We start from the raw sequence: 15,841 nt of genomic DNA on the forward strand, positions 1-15,841 counted from the left end.
GACTTAGGCTTTTTTAAAAAAAGCACTAAAACAAAGATAAAATACAAAAGCCATACAAGCACTTGCTATAATGCAAGCTCCACTTGCAAGATTATAATAAAAACTTATAAAAAGCCCTATTAAACAAAAACTTATGCTCAAAAGTGTAGAAATTATCATCATTTGTCCAAGTTTTTTTGAAAAACTTTCAGCTATAAATGCAGGTATGCTAAGTAAAGCTATAACCAGTACAAGCCCTACTACTTTGATACTTATAATGATACAAAAAGCCATCATTGCAATTAAAAGATAGTGAAAAAGATTTGTTCTAACACCTCTTAAACTTGCAAATTCTTTATCAAAGCTTAGAATTTCAAATTGCCTATAAAAGAGCAAAACTAATACAATAAAAATTATATCTATAATTGCAAATAAAATTATATCTTGCGTGGGTACAGATAAAATACTACCAAATAAATATCCCATTAAATCATTATTATATCCTGGACTTAAGTCTATGAGTATGATACCAACAGCCATTCCAAAAGCCCATATAACCCCGACGATATTATCGCTTCTAAAAGGGTATTTTTGCACTAAAAATGCTACAAGCAAGGCTAAAAAAAGAGTAAATAAACTCGTACTAACTAGTACTGGCAAGCCAAAATAAAACGCTATGCCGATGCCCCCAAAAGCTCCATGGGTAATGCCTCCTGCCATGGAGCTTAAGCGGTTAATCATAATTAAAGTCCCCATAATCCCACATGCAATGCTAGTTAAAAAAGCAGCTAAAAAAGCATTTTGTATAAAAGAACTAGATAAAAGTTCAAGCATGATTTTCTCCTTTACAACAACACTGCTCCAAGCTAAGCTCCACATCGCAAAAATGTGTGTGATTTTGGCTTAAATGTGCCAGTAAATGTGCTTTTTTTTCAGGGGTATTTTCATGCAAGAATAATTCTTTATTTAAATAAGCTATTTTGTTTGCATAAGCTAAGCTCACATTTAAATCATGGCATATTACTATCACGCCAACCCCACTTTCATGTAATTTTTTTAAAAGTTCAAAAATTTGTACCGAGCCTTTGGTATCTATGCTTGCAGTAGGTTCATCAAGAATTAAAAGCTTGCATTCACTTGCTAGAGCTCTTGCTATATAAACTCTTTGTCTTTGACCTCCGCTTAGTTCGTTGATTTTTTTATCCCAAAAATTTCTCATACCTACTTTTTCCAAGGCTATTAAGGCTTGTTCTTGATCTTTTTTGGTATAAAAACCAAAGAATTTTTTATCCACTCTCCCCATCATCACCACTTCTAGCACGCGTACTGGAAAGTTTGGATTAGCTAAAGTATTTTGTGGGACATAACCTATATCTTTTAAATTTAATCCTTCAAAGCTTATGTTTTTTTGACTATTCAATAAGCCTAGTATGAGTTTTAAAAGCGTGGATTTACCCCCGCCATTTGGCCCTACTATAGCTAAAAAATCTTTGTTTTCATAGTTTAGGTTGATATTTTTTAAAACCTCATCTTGATTATAGGAAAAGTTTAAATTTTTAATATTGATTTTTATCATTGTAAAACGCTTGCTATGTTTTTTGCATCTTTTAAAAGCTCATTTTTATAATCATTTGGCAAATGATCAAGTTCTATGATTTTAAGATTATAATTACTCGACATAGCTTTAATGGTGTTGTTATTAGCTCCTTTAGGTACAAAAATAGCTTTGATTTGCTCTTTTTGTATGAGTTTTGCAAGCTTGGCTAAGTCTTTTGGTTTAGGTTCTTTTCCTTCTATTTCTACAGGAATTTGGCTTAGATGATACCTTTTAGCAAAATACCCCCAAGATGGATGATAGACTAAAAAATATTTATTTTTTGTGTGTTTAAACAAGGCTTGTATTTGTAGATTTAATTCATCAAGTTCTTTTAAAAAACTTTCTAGATTTTGCTCGTAAAATACTTTATTTTGTGGGTATTGCTCTATAAGCACTAGAGTGATATTTTCAGCATGAGTTTTTGCTAAAAGTGGATCAAGCCATGTGTGAGGATCATTTCCATGGTGATGGTGTCCTTCATGTGTATGCTCTTGCAAAGGTAAAAAATTAATACCATTTTGAGTAGAGACGATTTTGGTATTTTTAAGATTATCTTTAAGTTTTAAAATCCAAATTTTTTCAAATTCTAAATTGGCTGTGAAGTAAATATCACTTTTTTCAAGCTTTAAAATACCACTTGGTTTAAATTCGAAAGTATGCTCATTTGCATTAGGTGGTATGACTATGTTAATATCTAAAGTGTCTTTAGCGATTTGCTTTAGAAAATAAGCTTGTGGGGCTATGCTAACGCTTACTAAATTTTTAGCATATATACTTAAAAATGAAATCAAACACAAAAACAATACACGCATAATTTTCCTTTCTAAAAACAAAAAAATATTATACTATATTAGAAAAAATAAGGAGTGAAGATGAATTTATGGAATAAAAAAGCAAAAAGCTATGCAAGGTATAATTCTAGTTTAAACGAAATTCAAAAAGCTACTTTTGTAAAACTTGGATCCTTGCAAGGTAAAAGCGTGGTGGATATAGGTTGTGGGAGTGGTGTTTGGACTTTACATTTAGCACAAAAGGCAAAAAGTATTTTGGGTGTAGACAGCTCTAGTGCTATGCTTGAAATTTTGCAAGAAGATGCAAAAACTCATGCTATATCAAATATAAAAACCCTAAATTTAGACTTTGAAAACTTTTATAAAAACAATAATACAAAATTTGACTTAGCCTTTTTGAGTATGTCGCCTGCTTTGCAAAATGAAAAAGACTATAAAGCTTTTTTAAGCTTAGCTTCTAAAAAAGTGTATTTAGGCTGGGCAAGTAGGCGTAAAAGTAGCTTTTTAGATCCTATATTTGCGCATTTTAATACGCATTTTAAGGGTTTTTATGAGGAGGATTTGCAAGGTTTTTTAAATGCACAAAATATCCCTTATGAGGTTGAAATTTTTAACGAAACTAGAGTGGTAAAAAGAGACAAAGAAAGTGCGATAGAAAATGTTTTGTGGCATTTGAGTATGAATGGCATTAATGCAAACAAACAAGAGTTAGAAAGCTTTGTAAAAGATGATGTAGAAGAGATTATAGAGGCAAAAATTAAAATTTTATTTATAAAATAAATATATTATTTCATAAAATAAACATAAAGGAAATATAATGGATACAAATTCTGTATTTTTATCTCTTAAAGATAAAACCCCATCAGACAAATGGAGTGAATTACAGCAAAAACTATCTAATGCATCAGAGGAAGCTTTATCTCAAATTGCTTTAATGCCTTTAAAAAGTAATATAGTTGCTTTGGTTATAGGTATTTTCTTTGGATGGTGTGGTGCGGATAGATTTTATATTGGCGATAAAAAAATTGCTTTTGCTAAGATTGCTTTATTTGTTTTTATTGTTGTGGTTGTAACAGTAACGCAAATTGATACTTTAAGATTGATTATTACTCTATATGTTTTGGTAGATTTATATTTTGTATGGAAAGAAACCAAAAAGAGAAACTTATCAAAAATTTATAGTATTTTGGATTGATAATTAAGATGTTTTTGCTTTATCTTAAAGATAAAATTCCTGCAAATAAACTATCTTTTGTTGAAGAACAATTAAAGCACATTTCGGAAGATAAGCTTCAAAAACTTAATTTAGTTAAGTTAAAAAATGCCGAGCTTGGATTAATGTTGAGTATTATTCTTGGTTCTTGCGGGGTTGATAGATTTTATAAAGGCGATTGGCTTCTTGGCTGTGTCAAATTGTTGCTTTTATTTTTGTATGTTATATTTAATACCCCTATAGATGTTATTTGTGTATTTGTAGTTTTATTTTGGTATATTGCTGATATTTTTTTGGTGTTTTTTGGTATAAAAAAAGATAATTTTAAAAAGATTATTGGTTTTATGAAAGAATCATAAAACCAATATTTTTTCCTGCCATAAATGGCACTACATCGCCGTATTTTTGCGCTACTTGCCATTCTTGTTTTTCTAAAGTGATGATTTTATCTTTTTCAAATTTAAGATTATGGATTTTACAAGCATTATCTGAAATAAATTTTTGTAAATTTGCTTCATTTGAATGTTTTTTAAAAAGTTCAGCTAAAACAGGCAATATAACAGGTGCGCTAAATACTCCAGCTGCGCAACCACAGCATTCTTTAGTGTGTAATGGATGAGGTGCGCTATCGCTTCCAAACATAGCTTTTTCATAGCCACTAAAAGCAAGCTCACATAAAGCGTCTTTATCTTCATAGCGTTTTGCAATAGGTTTGCAGAATAAATGTGGGTCCATCTTGCCACCTACTACATCATCTAAGGTTATCATTAAATGGTGCAAAGTGATAGTTGCATATAAATTTTCATAATCTTTTAATAAATCACACAAAACCTTAGTGGTAATATGCTCCATTACAATTTTTAATTTTGGAAAGTTTTTAGCTAATTTTTCATAGACTTTGGCAAAATTTGCTTCTCTATCCATGACAAAATCATTTGTTTCTCCATGCACAAGCAAAGGTATGTTTAATTCGCTCATAGCGTTTAGTGTAGGTTTTAACTTTTCTATATCAAAACTTGAAATTCCATTATCTGAGTTGGTAGTGATACCTGCAGGATAAAGTTTGATAGCAAAAAGCTCATCTTTAGCTTTTTCTAAAAATTTCTCATCATAGTCTTTAAAAAATAGAGTCATCAAAGGTGTAAAATCTTCATTTTTACATGCTTTTAAAATGCGTTCCTTATAAGCTTTGAGTGTAGTTATTTCAGTAAGTGGGGTAATTAAATTTGGCATGATAACCCCTGCTTTAAAGTCTTTTGCGCTAAATGGGGCTACAAGTTCAAGCATACTTTCATCACGTAAATGTAAATGCATATCCAAAGGGTTTTTAAGTGTCATTTTATCTCCTATTTGAGTTTATATAAGCCGTTTTTGAGTTTTTCAAGTAAAGCCTTTTCTTCTAAAAATTTAAAAGTAGAAATGATGGTTGGTTTGCTGATATTTAACCTTTTAGAAAGTTCTTCTATGTTTGCAAAGACAAAACCATCTTCATTGGCATGAAGGGCTAAAAATTCTAAAATTTCAAAGCGTTTTTTACCAAATATTTTTATGCATAGTGTTTTTACTTTATCATCCATTCTCTAACCAAATCAAAAAGAATAAAACTCCAAGTAATTATAGCTAAAACCACGCTAAAAAACACCCCAGCACTCGCACAATCTTTTGCTTTTTTAGCTAAGATGTGAAATTCACTCGTGCAAAGATCCACACAAGCTTCTATAGCAGAATTTAGTGCCTCTATAAGTAAAATCAACACCAAAACAAACACTAGCACAAAATGTTCTAAAAAACTCACAGGTAAAAATAGGCTTGCAAAAATCAAAGGTAAGATAATAGCAAATTCTATCCTAAAAGCTATCTCGTCTTTGAGTAAAAATTTAATTCCACTTAAAGCATAACTTGCATTTTTAAATAAAGAATACTTCGGTTTCATTGCGAATTTTCCTTTAAATTTTTGCTAAATATATCATAACTTGCTTCGTATTCTTTGCTATTTACACCAAAATACCCCAATAAGCTTGAAAAAAGATTATCTTGAGAAAGTTTATAGTCTTTTTTGCTTTGTAAATCTTGACTTAATTTACCATCTTTACTCCAAAATATCATTGGTATGTGTTTTTGATCTTTTGGTGCTATTAAATAAGGCATTCCATGTAGATAAAGTCCATTTTCACCTAAACTTTCACCATGATCTGATAAATAAAGCAAAGAAGTTTCTTGATTTGGATTTTCTTTAAGTAAATCTATAAGATTTTTGATGATAAAATCTGTATAAAGTAAAGTATTATCATAGGTGTTTATGATTTGTTCTTGGGAGCAGGTATTAAGTTCATTTGTATCACAAGTTGGGGTAAATTTTTTAAATGCATTTGGGTAGCGTTTGTAATAAGTTGGCCCATGTGAGCCTTGTAAATGTACAACGATGATTTTGTTTGAATTTGCATTTTCAAGCTCTTGTTTTACAAGTTCAAGCAAGCTCTCATCATAATCTTTTGCAATGAGTTTGTGTTTTATACGATCACAATTTCCTTTGCATCCCCCTGAGTTATTGCCAAACCAAACACTTTGTACTCCAACCTTTTGTAATATATCTAAAACATTTTCTTCAAATAAATTATTATTGAAACTTTCTCTTTTGTGTCTTGAAAACATACAAGATAGGCTTATTGCAGTTGCTGTTCCGCATGAGCTTACTTCATTAAAATATACTAGATTTGGTATATTTTTAGTATAAAAATTTGTATCATTTATGCTGTATCCACCTAAAGAATAATTACTCGCTCTAGCAGTTTCTCCTATGACTAAAATCATTAATTTAGAAGTATTTGTATCTTTTAATTTAGCATCATCTGAAATAATGGTAAGTTCTTTTTTACCTGCTAGTTTTTTCTTAGTAAATTCTATACTTGAATATATAGGATAAAATGGTAGATTATACATTCTAATGATATTATGCGATCTTAAAAAAGGTAAAAGTGTTTTTGAGCTAAGAGCTACTAAAGCAAAGCAAAATACTAAAGAACCCAAAAACAATACACTTTTTTTGAAAAAGTATTTTTGATAATCAATCTTAGTAAAAATTACAAGCAAACTAGGAAAAACCACAAAGGATAAAATATACAAAGTAAAGGAAAAATTAAAATAAGAAAAAAATTCTCTATTGTCTGTTTCAACGGCATTTTGTATCATATGATCATCAATTAAAACTCCATAATTACTGACAAAATAGCTACAAATAGCACAAGTGCTAAGCAAAAATATACTTAAAATTTTGGTGATATAGGGAAAATACACCAAGGATAAAACACTCAAAATCAATAAAAAATAAATGCCAAAAAATACACTAAAAAGCATAGTGTTTTGATCTATCTTTTCATATATAAATTTAAACAATGGAAGATTAAACGCCATGATAAAAATCGCATTAAGTAGAGTAAATTTTGTCCATGAAAGTTTTAAATGCATTTTTTTCCTTTGGAATAAAATAAAAACTTAAGTCTATTTGAATAAAATTAATAAATCACATATAAAATAGCAACAAAAGAAAATTAATAAAGGGATTTTATGAAATTATTATCATGGAATATAAATGGCCTAAGGGCAATTTGTGATAAAAATGCACTTGATTGGATAGAAAAAGAAGAAATCGATTTTATAGGTTTTCAAGAAATCAAAGCATGCGAGGATAAATTTCCAAAAAGAATTTATGAGTATCCTTTTAAATATATGTATTCAAATAGTGCCAAAAGAGCAGGATATTCAGGTGTAATGAGCTTGTGTAATTTTGATTGTGAAGTAAAAAAATGTGAATTTTTTGATGATGATGAGGGTAGGGTTTTAGAGCATAGCTTTAAAAATGTAGTTTTGTTTAATATCTACTTTCCAAATGGTCAAAAAGATGAAGAGCGTTTGAACTTTAAAATGAAATTTTATAATGATTTTTTAGTGTATTTAGATAAGCTTTTAAAAGAAGGTAAAGAAATTATCATTTGTGGAGATGTAAATACTGCTCACTGTGAGATAGACTTAACCCACCCAAAAGCTAATGAAAAAACTTCAGGTTTTTTGCCGATTGAGCGTGCTTGGATAGATGATTTGTTAAAATTAGGCTTTATAGATACTTTTAGGCATATAAATGGCAATATTAAAGAAAAGTATTCGTGGTGGAGCTATAGAATGAAAGCAAGAGAAAGAAATGTAGGCTGGAGGATTGATTATTTTTTTATTTCTAATGGTTTAAAAGATAAACTTAAAAATGCTTTTATAAGAGATGATATTTTTGGTTCAGATCATGCACCTGTAGGGATAGAAATAGATATTTAAAAAAATAAATGTTCAATTAAAATTTTAAATCCCAGCATAATTAAAATAGCACCACCTAAAAATTCGGCTTTACTTTTAAGATAAGTACCGAATTTATTGCCTATTTTTAAAGCTAAAACGCACATTATAAAGGTGATAAATCCTATAAGAAGCGAAGCTACAATAAGATTAACTTTTAAAAAGGCAAAACTTACTCCAACTGCAAGCGCGTCGATACTAGTTGCAATTGCAAGTGCTAACATAGTTTTAAAATCAAATAAATTTGAATTTTCTTTACAATTTTCATTTTCTAAAGATTCTTTAATCATTTTTATACCTATGAAACCAAGAAGAAAAAAAGCAATCCAATGATCAATTTTTTCCACAAAAGAGTTAAAATAAATTCCTATAATATAACCAATAGCAGGCATTAGTGCTTGAAAGCTACCAAAATAAAGTCCTACTATTAAGTAATGTTTTAATTTTATTTTTTTAGCACTAAAACCCTTACATAGTGAAACCGCAAAAGCATCTGCAGCTAAAGCAAAAGATAAAACAACTAAACTTGAAATATCCATTTTTTTCCTTGAACATTTAAATAGAGTGAGATTATATATTTTTAAATAAAATAATAAATTAATTATTTATTAAGTAAAACATAGTTATAATTCTGTCTTTTATACTACAATAAAGTGGCCCATTCGTCTAGCGGTTAGGACATCGCCCTTTCACGGCGGTAACACGAGTTCGAGTCTCGTATGGGTCACCATGTTTTTTTAACAATCATCATTTTTAAAAGCTTACATCATTCTAAAATAAGTGTCTTGTGCTAATGGAGTAGATTATAAATATAATCCAAGTAGAGATTCTAAAGGTTGTTATGATTTATTCATTATGGTAATGTTGTTTGTGTCAACCACAAAAGTAATGATTTAATAAGCATAAAATTATAGTTTATGGCAAATACGATACAAGAAAATAGAATAAAAAAATGTGAAAATCGTGGAGCAATTGCTGATATGGCCGAATAAAATAACAATTGATTAAAATACAATATAATTTTTCTAGGATTTGAGTAGATAAAAAAGTGTTTATCAGTAAATTAAAGTAAAGCAATGGAAAAAACTAAACTAGAAATCGCAGAAAACATTTTAAAAGAATGCTACTGGGATAATACAAATATGACCGCTGAATATATAGCTGAAAATGTTAATAAAGATGAAAGCTTAGCAAAGCAAATCTTTAGTGCTATTTTTCAAAATTCGCTTATAATGTTTGATGATTTAAAAATCTTTGATGATCAAGAAATGGTAAAAGAATTTATCATTTCTCAAAATCAAAGATTAGGTTATCATAAAAGATTTTATTACGAAGAAAGACTTGATGAACTCATTGCACATTATGGGATAAAAGATGCAGGAAAAAGAAGAGAGATATGAAAGCCATATCAATCTATCACGCCACATAAGTAAGAAGACGTAAGATCAGCTGTGATGTTATATAGAGCAATGAACAAACAACTATAGTATATGCAAAAATTTTACTAGGTAAAATGATTTTTTAGTATAAATAAAAACATTCAACTTTTGATTAATCAAAAGTTGCTTAGAAATGATTGAAACACTAAAATAATCTATAATAGTACCAAAATACTTGTTGATCTTTTGATTATTTGTAATTTATTATTTTATTAGTATTTATAATACAAAATTTTTTTAGCGAATATATTGTTTAAATATAAGTGTCAAACTAAAACGCATAAATTAATGATTGTTTTTTACAATTATAAAAATTTATACAACATTTGGATAATATGGGTACTAAAATAGCCTACAATGTTTGACAATATTTGGAAATTATGGTTTGATAAAATATACAAAAATTATACGAATTTTTCTTTTATTTTTTAAGTTTTTCATCAAGTTTTTGTAATAAACTTACCTTATTCAAATTACTATTTTTTAGTATTTAGAGATTATTTTATAGGAAAATTTCCATGAAGATAAAATTTATTATAAAAAGGGATAAAAGTCAAGTTGCATTTGATATTTATAAAATAAAAAATGCTATTTTTAAAGCTAATATAAATTCCACAGATAAAAAATTAGATAATGAAAATTTAGATAAGCTTTGTGATGAGGTTGTAGCTTTGCTTGATGAAAATCATACTCATGTAGAGCAAATTCAAGATAAAGTAGAAGAAATTTTGATTAAAAATTCTTTAGTAAATACTGCAAAATCATATATTTTATACCGCCAAAAAAGAACGCAAATTCGCAATGCAAGCTACGATTTGCTAAATTTATATGATGATTTAACCTTTAAAGATTCTAAAGATGCAGATTTAAAAAGAGAAAATGCTAATATTAATTCAGATAGTGCTATGGGCATGATGTTAAAATATGGTTCAGAAGGTGCAAAATACTATGTAGATGAGTGTATTTTGCCAAAACACATAGCAAACGCACATAAAAATGGCGATATACATATACATGATAAAGACTTTTATATGCTAACGCAAACTTGTTGTCAGATTGATTTAGTAAAACTTTTTGAAAATGGTTTTAGCACAGGACATGGGAGTTTGAGAGAACCAAACGATATAAGATCATATGCTTCTTTAGCTTGCATTGCCTTACAAGCAAATCAAAATGAAATGCATGGAGGTCAGTCTATACCAAATTTTGATTTTGCTATGGCAAAAGGAGTTGCAAAAACTTTCCAAAAAGAGTATAAAAAGGCTATAAAAGCTTTTTTTGAGATAAAACTAGAGCAAAGTTTAGATGAGCAATGCTTTGAAAATGCTAAGTTTCAAGCTTCAAACGAAAAAGAATGCCTTAAAGAGCTTTTAAAACTTGGTCTAAATAATGATAAAAAATTTTTAGAAAATGCAAATGCTTATGCTTATAAAAGAGCGTTAAATCAAACTCAAAATGCTACTTTTCAAGCTATGGAAGCTTTAGTGCATAATCTTAATACTATGAACTCAAGAGCAGGAGCACAAGTGCCTTTTAGTACATTAAATTATGGCACTGATACCTCATTTGAAGGTCAAATAGTGATAGAAAATTTACTAAAAGCTACGATGAAAGGTTTAGGAAATGGTGAAACACCAATTTTTCCTGTGCAAATTTTTAAAGTAAAAGAAGGTATTAATTATAACGAAGAAGATCCAAACTATAAGCTTTTTAAACTTGCCATAGAGTGTGCTTCTAAAAGACTTTTTCCAAATTTTAGCTTTTTAGATGCAAGTTTTAACGCAAAATATTATAAAAAAGGAGATTATAATAGTGAAGTAGCTTATATGGGTTGTAGAACTAGAGTTATGGCAAATGTGTATGATGAAAGCAAAGAAATCACATGTGGTAGGGGGAATTTAAGTTTTACTAGTATAAACCTTGTGCGTTTGGCTATAGAAGCCAAAGGAAATTTAGAGCTTTTTTATATACTCTTAAAAGAAAAATTGGAACTTGTGTATGAACAATTACTTCATAGATATAAAATTCAGTGTTTAAAAAAGGTAAAAAATTTTCCGTTTTTAATGGGTGAAGGTATTTGGATAGATTCAGGTGCTTTAAGAGAAAACGATAGTGTAGAAAAGGTTATAGCTCATGGAACTTTAGCTATAGGTTATATAGGACTTTGTGAGAGTTTGGTAGCTTTAATTGGTTCTCATCATGGACAAAGTCAAGAAGCAAGAGATTTGGGCTTGCAAATCGTGCGTTTTATGCGTGATTTTGTTGATGAAAAAGCATTTAAAGACAAACTCAATTTTTCACTCATAGCTACCCCAGCTGAGGGTTTAAGTGGGAGATTTTTAAAGCTAGATCAAAAAAAATATGGTATTTTAAAAGGCATAACTGATAAAGAATTTTACACTAATTCTTTTCATATTCCTGTAGATTTTCCTATCAGCATATATGAAAAAATTCAAATAGAAGCCCCATATCATGAGTTGAACAATGGTGGGCATATTACTTATGTAGAATTAAATGGTGATGTGAGTAAAAATTTAGAAAGTTTTAAACGCATTATAAAATGCATGAAAGAAAGCAATGTAGGCTATGGCTCTATTAATTTCCCACTAGATAGAGATCCAGTTTGTGGTTATAGTGGTGTTATAGATGAGTTTTGTCCAAAATGTCACAGAAAAGAAGATGATATTAAATTTGAACGTATAAGAAGAATTACAGGATATTTAGTAGGAACGCTTGATCGTTTTAATGATGCCAAAAAAGCAGAAGTTCATGCAAGAGTTAAGCACGATTTTTCTTAGATTAGCCGGTGTTGAAAAAGAATCTGTAGTAGATGGTTATGGATTGCGTTATGCGATTTTTACCCAAGGTTGCCCCCATCATTGTAAAGGCTGTCATAACCCACAAACTCATGATTTTCACAAAGGATATTTACAAGATTTAGCAAGTTTATATAATGATATTTGTAAAAATCCTTTGTTGCAAGGTGTTACCTTTAGTGGCGGAGAGCCTTTTATGCAGGCAAAAAATTTAAGCATTTTGGCAAAATATATCAAGACTTTGGGGCTTGATATTACTATATATACTGGTTTTACTTATGAAGAGTTACTTCAAAACAAACAAATGAAAGAATTACTTTTTTTATGTAATATTTTGATAGATGGTAAGTTTATCCTAGAACAAAAAGATTTATCATTAAAATTTAAAGGTAGTAAAAATCAACGCATTATTGATATAGCAAAAAGCTTAGAGCAAGATAAAATAATACTTCTTGAAGAATAAAGAGTTATTTAGTCTTTTTTAATTTAACTATGATAGAATATTCATAAATTTAAAACAAGGAGAATATATGTTTAAATTAAGACAATTACCTTATGAAACAGATACTTTTGGAGATTTCTTAAGTGCAGAAACTTTTGCATTTCATCATGGAAAACACCATCAAACTTATGTAAATAACCTAAATAACCTTATCAAAGATACTGAATTTACAGGAAAAGATTTAGTTTATATCATACAAAACTCAAGTGGTGGAGTTTTTAACAATGCTGCTCAAGTATATAATCATGACTTTTATTTTGATTGCATTAAACCAAAAACATGCTGTGGTTGTGGCTGTTCTTTAAGTGCTGAATTTAAAGTAGCAGTAGAAAAAGACTTTGGTTCTATGGAAAATTTAAAAGAAGAATTTATTAAAGGTGCTACAGGAGTGTTTGGTTCAGGTTGGTTTTGGCTAGTTTATAACACTCAAAATCAAAAATTAGAACTAGTAGCTACAAGCAATGCTGCTACACCTATCACCGAAGGTAAAATTCCACTTTTAGTTGTAGATGTATGGGAGCATGCTTACTATGTAGATCATCGCAATGCACGTCCTATGTATTTAGAAAAATTCTACACACACATTAACTGGGAATTTGTAGCAAAAGCTTATGAATGGGCTATCAAAGAAGGTATGAATTCAGTAAGATTTTATGCAAATGAACTTCACCCACTAAGTTAATCAAGATTTTTTTAAGAAAAACCCCGTAAAATAAACTAATATAAAAAATTAGGAGATTTTATGGAGGTTTTTCTTTCTGTTTTAGCTACTTTATTTTGTGTATTTTTGGTAGCCTATTTTATTCTTAAAAAATATAATCCTATTTTTACTTTTTTTCTTTCAGGTATTATTGTTTTGATTGTTATTTCTATTATTACTGGTGAGTCTGTATTAAAACAAAGCATGGGAAATCCTATTTTTGATGTATTTGGTCTTGTAACTCAAACTTTTAAGACAAATATGGCCGGTGTAGGACTTATTATAATGTCTGTTGCTGGTTTTGCGGCCTATATGAAGCACATTAATGCTTCAGCAAAGTTAGCTTTTGTAGCAAATAAACCACTAGGCAAGATTAAAAATAAATACTTAGTTTTAAGTGGAACTTTTGTGGTGGGTATGGCTTTAAAAATAGTTATCTCAAGTTATACAGGATTATTACTTTTATTACTTGCTTCGATTTATCCTGTTTTAATCGCTATCGGAATTCGCCCTATAACTGCTGTATCGGTTTTATCATTAATCACACTTGATTATGGTCCTAAAGATGGAAATTCTATAAATTTAGCAGATATGGTGGGTATTGAAAATGTTGTTGCTATGTTTTTTGAATACCAAATTTATCCCGTTATAGCTTATGTTGTTATGATAGCTTTACTTATTCCATTTTACTATAGTTACATGGATAAAAAAGATTTAGCAAAAGGCGTTGCGGATAATATCGAACACATGGAAATTAAAAATCCAAATTGTCCTTTATTTTATATTTTCTTACCTTGGCTTCCTATAGTGTTTTTATTTGGTGTTTATTTTGCAAATTTATATGGATATAAAGTTAAGTTAGATGTGGTGAGTGCAAATTTTTTAAGTATAAGTTTGGTTTTTATTTTAGAGTATGCTAGACATAAAGATGCAAAAAAACTTGCAGATGATTTGATGGTAATACTAAAAGCTATGGCAGAAATTTTTATAAGTGTTGTTTGTATTATCATAGCAGCTTCTATTTTCGCAGAAGGCATTAAAGCATTAAAAGGCATTGAACATTTGGCTTTAGCTGTTTCTTCTTTGGGGGCTTCTGCTGTGTTGTTTACTATTATAGTTTTAAGCTTTATTGTGTATTTTGCAAGTGTGATTATGGGTAGTGGGATTGCTGCTTTTAATGCTTTTGGAAGACTAGCACCTGATATTGCTCAAAAGCTAGGTATAAACCCTATCTCTTTGGCTTTACCATTAGAGATCGCTTCGTGTTTAGGGCGTGCTGCTTCGCCAATATCGGGTGGAATTTTAGCTTTGGCAGGCTTCGCAAAATTAGATCCTATAGCCATTGTTAAAAGATCCACTCCTATGTTGCTTGTAGGAATGGCTTTAAATATCTTAATAGCTTGGTATTTTGCATAAAAATTTAGAGTAATAGTTTCAGACTATTACTCTAAAACAACCCCTTCATTTAATACAACTTCACCTATTACATAAGCGTCTGAATTTTCTAAAACTTTACTCACATTAGATGGATCTACTACCATAACTAAACCCACGCCCATATTAAAGCTTCTATACATTTGGGCTTCTTCTACGCTTTGGCCTATTTGGTAGAAAATTTCAGGAGTTTTTAGATGGTGTTTTCTAATGATAGCACCGATTCCTCTTGGGAAAACTCTAGGTAAATTTTCTACCAAACCACCACCGGTGATGTGAGCTAGTGCATTGATGAAAGGTTTTAATTTTAAAAAGTCTTTTACATAAATTCTTGTAGGCTCAAGTAAGATATCAATTAAATTCTTGTTGTCTATTTTATCATCGAACTTAAGCTTTTGTACTTCAAATAATACTTTTCTAGCTAAAGAATATCCATTAGAATGAAGTCCGCTGCTAGGTAGGGCTAGTAAAATGTCTCCATTTTTTACAAAATTTCTTCTATCTATCTCGTCTTTTTCAGCTATACCCACTGAAAAACCAGCTAAATCAAAATCACTGTTATGGTACATTCCAGGCATTTCAGCAGTCTCCCCACCTATTAAAGCACAATTTGCTTTTTTACAGCCATTTGTAATTCCTACTACAACTTTTTTAGCTACTTCTACATCTAGCTTTGCAGTTGCATAATAGTCTAAAAAAAACAAAGGCATAGCAAAATTACAAATTAAATCATTCACACACATTGCTACCAAATCTTCGCCTATGGTGTCAAATTTTTGACTATCAATAGCAAGACGTAGCTTTGTACCCACTCCATCCGTTGCTGCTAGTATAACAGGATTTTTAAAACCACTTGGTATAGCAAAAGCACCAGAAAAAGAGCCTATACCGCCTAAAACATTTTCATTAAAAGTTTCTTTTACTAAAGGCTTGATTGCTTCTACAAAAGCATTACCATTATCTATACTTACGCCCGCATCTTCATAGCTTATATTCATTTATCTTCCTTTAAGAATTTAAAAGGTATTT

18 protein-coding genes and 1 tRNA gene are annotated in these 15,841 nt (G+C 29.6%); 10 read left to right on the forward strand and 9 right to left on the reverse strand.

Going from position 1 to position 15,841, the window contains the following annotated elements; translation table 11 throughout:
- Positions 1-3 precede the first annotated feature (3 nt).
- The 3 genes from CAQ16704_RS00170 to CAQ16704_RS00180 are packed head-to-tail and all read right to left on the reverse strand — an operon-like array spanning position 4 to position 2,388.
- Complete coding sequence (locus tag CAQ16704_RS00170; RefSeq protein WP_039666357.1) at positions 4-813, reverse strand: zinc ABC transporter, integral membrane protein; 810 nt, start codon at positions 811-813, stop codon at positions 4-6.
- Positions 806-1,555 carry a metal ABC transporter ATP-binding protein gene (locus CAQ16704_RS00175; RefSeq protein ID WP_039666358.1) on the reverse strand — a complete coding sequence of 250 codons (750 nt, stop codon included), beginning with the start codon at positions 1,553-1,555 and terminating at the stop codon, positions 806-808. Before CAQ16704_RS00175 ends, CAQ16704_RS00170 begins: the two co-directional genes overlap by 8 nt.
- Positions 1,552-2,388, reverse strand: coding sequence for a zinc ABC transporter, periplasmic solute binding protein (locus tag CAQ16704_RS00180; RefSeq protein ID WP_039666359.1), 837 nt, complete (start codon positions 2,386-2,388; stop codon positions 1,552-1,554). The genes CAQ16704_RS00175 and CAQ16704_RS00180 overlap by 4 nt, the downstream gene beginning before the upstream one ends.
- Positions 2,389-2,448: 60 nt before the next feature.
- On the opposite strand from CAQ16704_RS00180, the gene CAQ16704_RS00185 reads away from it, so the two are divergent.
- From CAQ16704_RS00185 to CAQ16704_RS00195, 3 genes are read left to right on the forward strand one after another with little or no spacing between them, the layout of a single operon-like run.
- Positions 2,449-3,147, forward strand: a complete 699-nt coding sequence (locus tag CAQ16704_RS00185; protein ID WP_039666360.1) for a class I SAM-dependent methyltransferase — start codon at positions 2,449-2,451, stop codon at positions 3,145-3,147.
- A 37-nt stretch (positions 3,148-3,184) separates the two neighbouring features.
- Complete coding sequence (locus tag CAQ16704_RS00190; protein WP_039666361.1) at positions 3,185-3,562, forward strand: TM2 domain-containing protein; 378 nt, start codon at positions 3,185-3,187, stop codon at positions 3,560-3,562.
- An 8-nt stretch (positions 3,563-3,570) separates the two neighbouring features.
- Entirely contained in the window at positions 3,571-3,939 is a 369-nt protein-coding gene (locus tag CAQ16704_RS00195) for a hypothetical protein (protein ID WP_039666362.1), read from the forward strand.
- Here the strand turns inward: CAQ16704_RS00195 and pyrC are convergent.
- The 4 genes from pyrC to CAQ16704_RS00215 are packed head-to-tail and all read right to left on the reverse strand — an operon-like array spanning position 3,923 to position 7,045.
- A complete protein-coding gene (pyrC, locus tag CAQ16704_RS00200; protein ID WP_039666363.1) occupies positions 3,923-4,918 on the reverse strand; it encodes a dihydroorotase in 996 nt (331 codons plus the stop codon). The two genes, CAQ16704_RS00195 and pyrC, sit on opposite strands and share 17 nt — an antisense overlap.
- Before the next feature lie 8 nt (positions 4,919-4,926).
- Positions 4,927-5,157: a helix-turn-helix domain-containing protein gene (locus tag CAQ16704_RS00205; RefSeq protein ID WP_039666364.1), complete on the reverse strand. Its 231-nt coding sequence runs from the start codon at positions 5,155-5,157 to the stop codon at positions 4,927-4,929.
- Positions 5,142-5,513 (reverse strand): diacylglycerol kinase, encoded by a 372-nt coding sequence (locus CAQ16704_RS00210; RefSeq protein ID WP_039666365.1) that lies wholly within the window; start codon positions 5,511-5,513, stop codon positions 5,142-5,144. Before CAQ16704_RS00210 ends, CAQ16704_RS00205 begins: the two co-directional genes overlap by 16 nt.
- Entirely contained in the window at positions 5,510-7,045 is a 1,536-nt protein-coding gene (locus tag CAQ16704_RS00215; RefSeq protein WP_039666366.1) for a phosphoethanolamine transferase, read from the reverse strand. Before CAQ16704_RS00215 ends, CAQ16704_RS00210 begins: the two co-directional genes overlap by 4 nt.
- 99 nt (positions 7,046-7,144) lie before the next feature.
- Here CAQ16704_RS00215 and CAQ16704_RS00220 point away from each other — a divergent pair, with 99 nt between their 5' ends.
- The gene (locus CAQ16704_RS00220; RefSeq protein ID WP_039666367.1) at positions 7,145-7,903 is read left to right on the forward strand and encodes an exodeoxyribonuclease III; all 759 of its coding nucleotides are present in this window, start codon (positions 7,145-7,147) and stop codon (positions 7,901-7,903) included.
- On the opposite strand, the gene CAQ16704_RS00225 is transcribed toward CAQ16704_RS00220, so the two are convergent.
- Positions 7,900-8,460, reverse strand: coding sequence for a manganese efflux pump MntP (locus tag CAQ16704_RS00225; RefSeq protein ID WP_039666368.1), 561 nt, complete (start codon positions 8,458-8,460; stop codon positions 7,900-7,902). The two genes, CAQ16704_RS00220 and CAQ16704_RS00225, sit on opposite strands and share 4 nt — an antisense overlap.
- Before the next feature lie 116 nt (positions 8,461-8,576).
- On the opposite strand from CAQ16704_RS00225, the gene CAQ16704_RS00230 reads away from it, so the two are divergent.
- The 6 genes from CAQ16704_RS00230 (at position 8,577) to dcuC (ending at position 14,794) form a co-directional block, all read left to right on the forward strand.
- Positions 8,577-8,651, forward strand: a tRNA-Glu gene (locus CAQ16704_RS00230).
- A 346-nt stretch (positions 8,652-8,997) separates the two neighbouring features.
- The gene (locus CAQ16704_RS00235; RefSeq protein ID WP_235361606.1) at positions 8,998-9,321 is read left to right on the forward strand and encodes a hypothetical protein; all 324 of its coding nucleotides are present in this window, start codon (positions 8,998-9,000) and stop codon (positions 9,319-9,321) included.
- A 557-nt stretch (positions 9,322-9,878) separates the two neighbouring features.
- Positions 9,879-12,158 (forward strand): anaerobic ribonucleoside triphosphate reductase, encoded by a 2,280-nt coding sequence (locus tag CAQ16704_RS00240; protein WP_039666369.1) that lies wholly within the window; start codon positions 9,879-9,881, stop codon positions 12,156-12,158.
- Positions 12,130-12,639: an anaerobic ribonucleoside-triphosphate reductase activating protein gene (gene nrdG / locus CAQ16704_RS00245; protein ID WP_039666370.1), complete on the forward strand. Its 510-nt coding sequence runs from the start codon at positions 12,130-12,132 to the stop codon at positions 12,637-12,639. Before CAQ16704_RS00240 ends, nrdG begins: the two co-directional genes overlap by 29 nt.
- Positions 12,640-12,706: 67 nt before the next feature.
- The gene (sodB, locus tag CAQ16704_RS00250; protein ID WP_039666371.1) at positions 12,707-13,360 is read left to right on the forward strand and encodes a superoxide dismutase [Fe]; all 654 of its coding nucleotides are present in this window, start codon (positions 12,707-12,709) and stop codon (positions 13,358-13,360) included.
- A 60-nt stretch (positions 13,361-13,420) separates the two neighbouring features.
- The gene (dcuC, locus tag CAQ16704_RS00255; protein ID WP_039666372.1) at positions 13,421-14,794 is read left to right on the forward strand and encodes a C4-dicarboxylate transporter DcuC; all 1,374 of its coding nucleotides are present in this window, start codon (positions 13,421-13,423) and stop codon (positions 14,792-14,794) included.
- A gap of 26 nt (positions 14,795-14,820) precedes the next feature.
- On the opposite strand, the gene purM is transcribed toward dcuC, so the two are convergent.
- Positions 14,821-15,810 (reverse strand): phosphoribosylformylglycinamidine cyclo-ligase, encoded by a 990-nt coding sequence (purM, locus tag CAQ16704_RS00260; protein WP_039666373.1) that lies wholly within the window; start codon positions 15,808-15,810, stop codon positions 14,821-14,823.
- Positions 15,811-15,841: the final 31 nt, after the last annotated feature.

The sequence above is a fragment of the Campylobacter sp. RM16704 genome (assembly GCF_000816245.1).
In the GTDB taxonomy this organism is placed as follows: domain Bacteria; phylum Campylobacterota; class Campylobacteria; order Campylobacterales; family Campylobacteraceae; genus Campylobacter_D.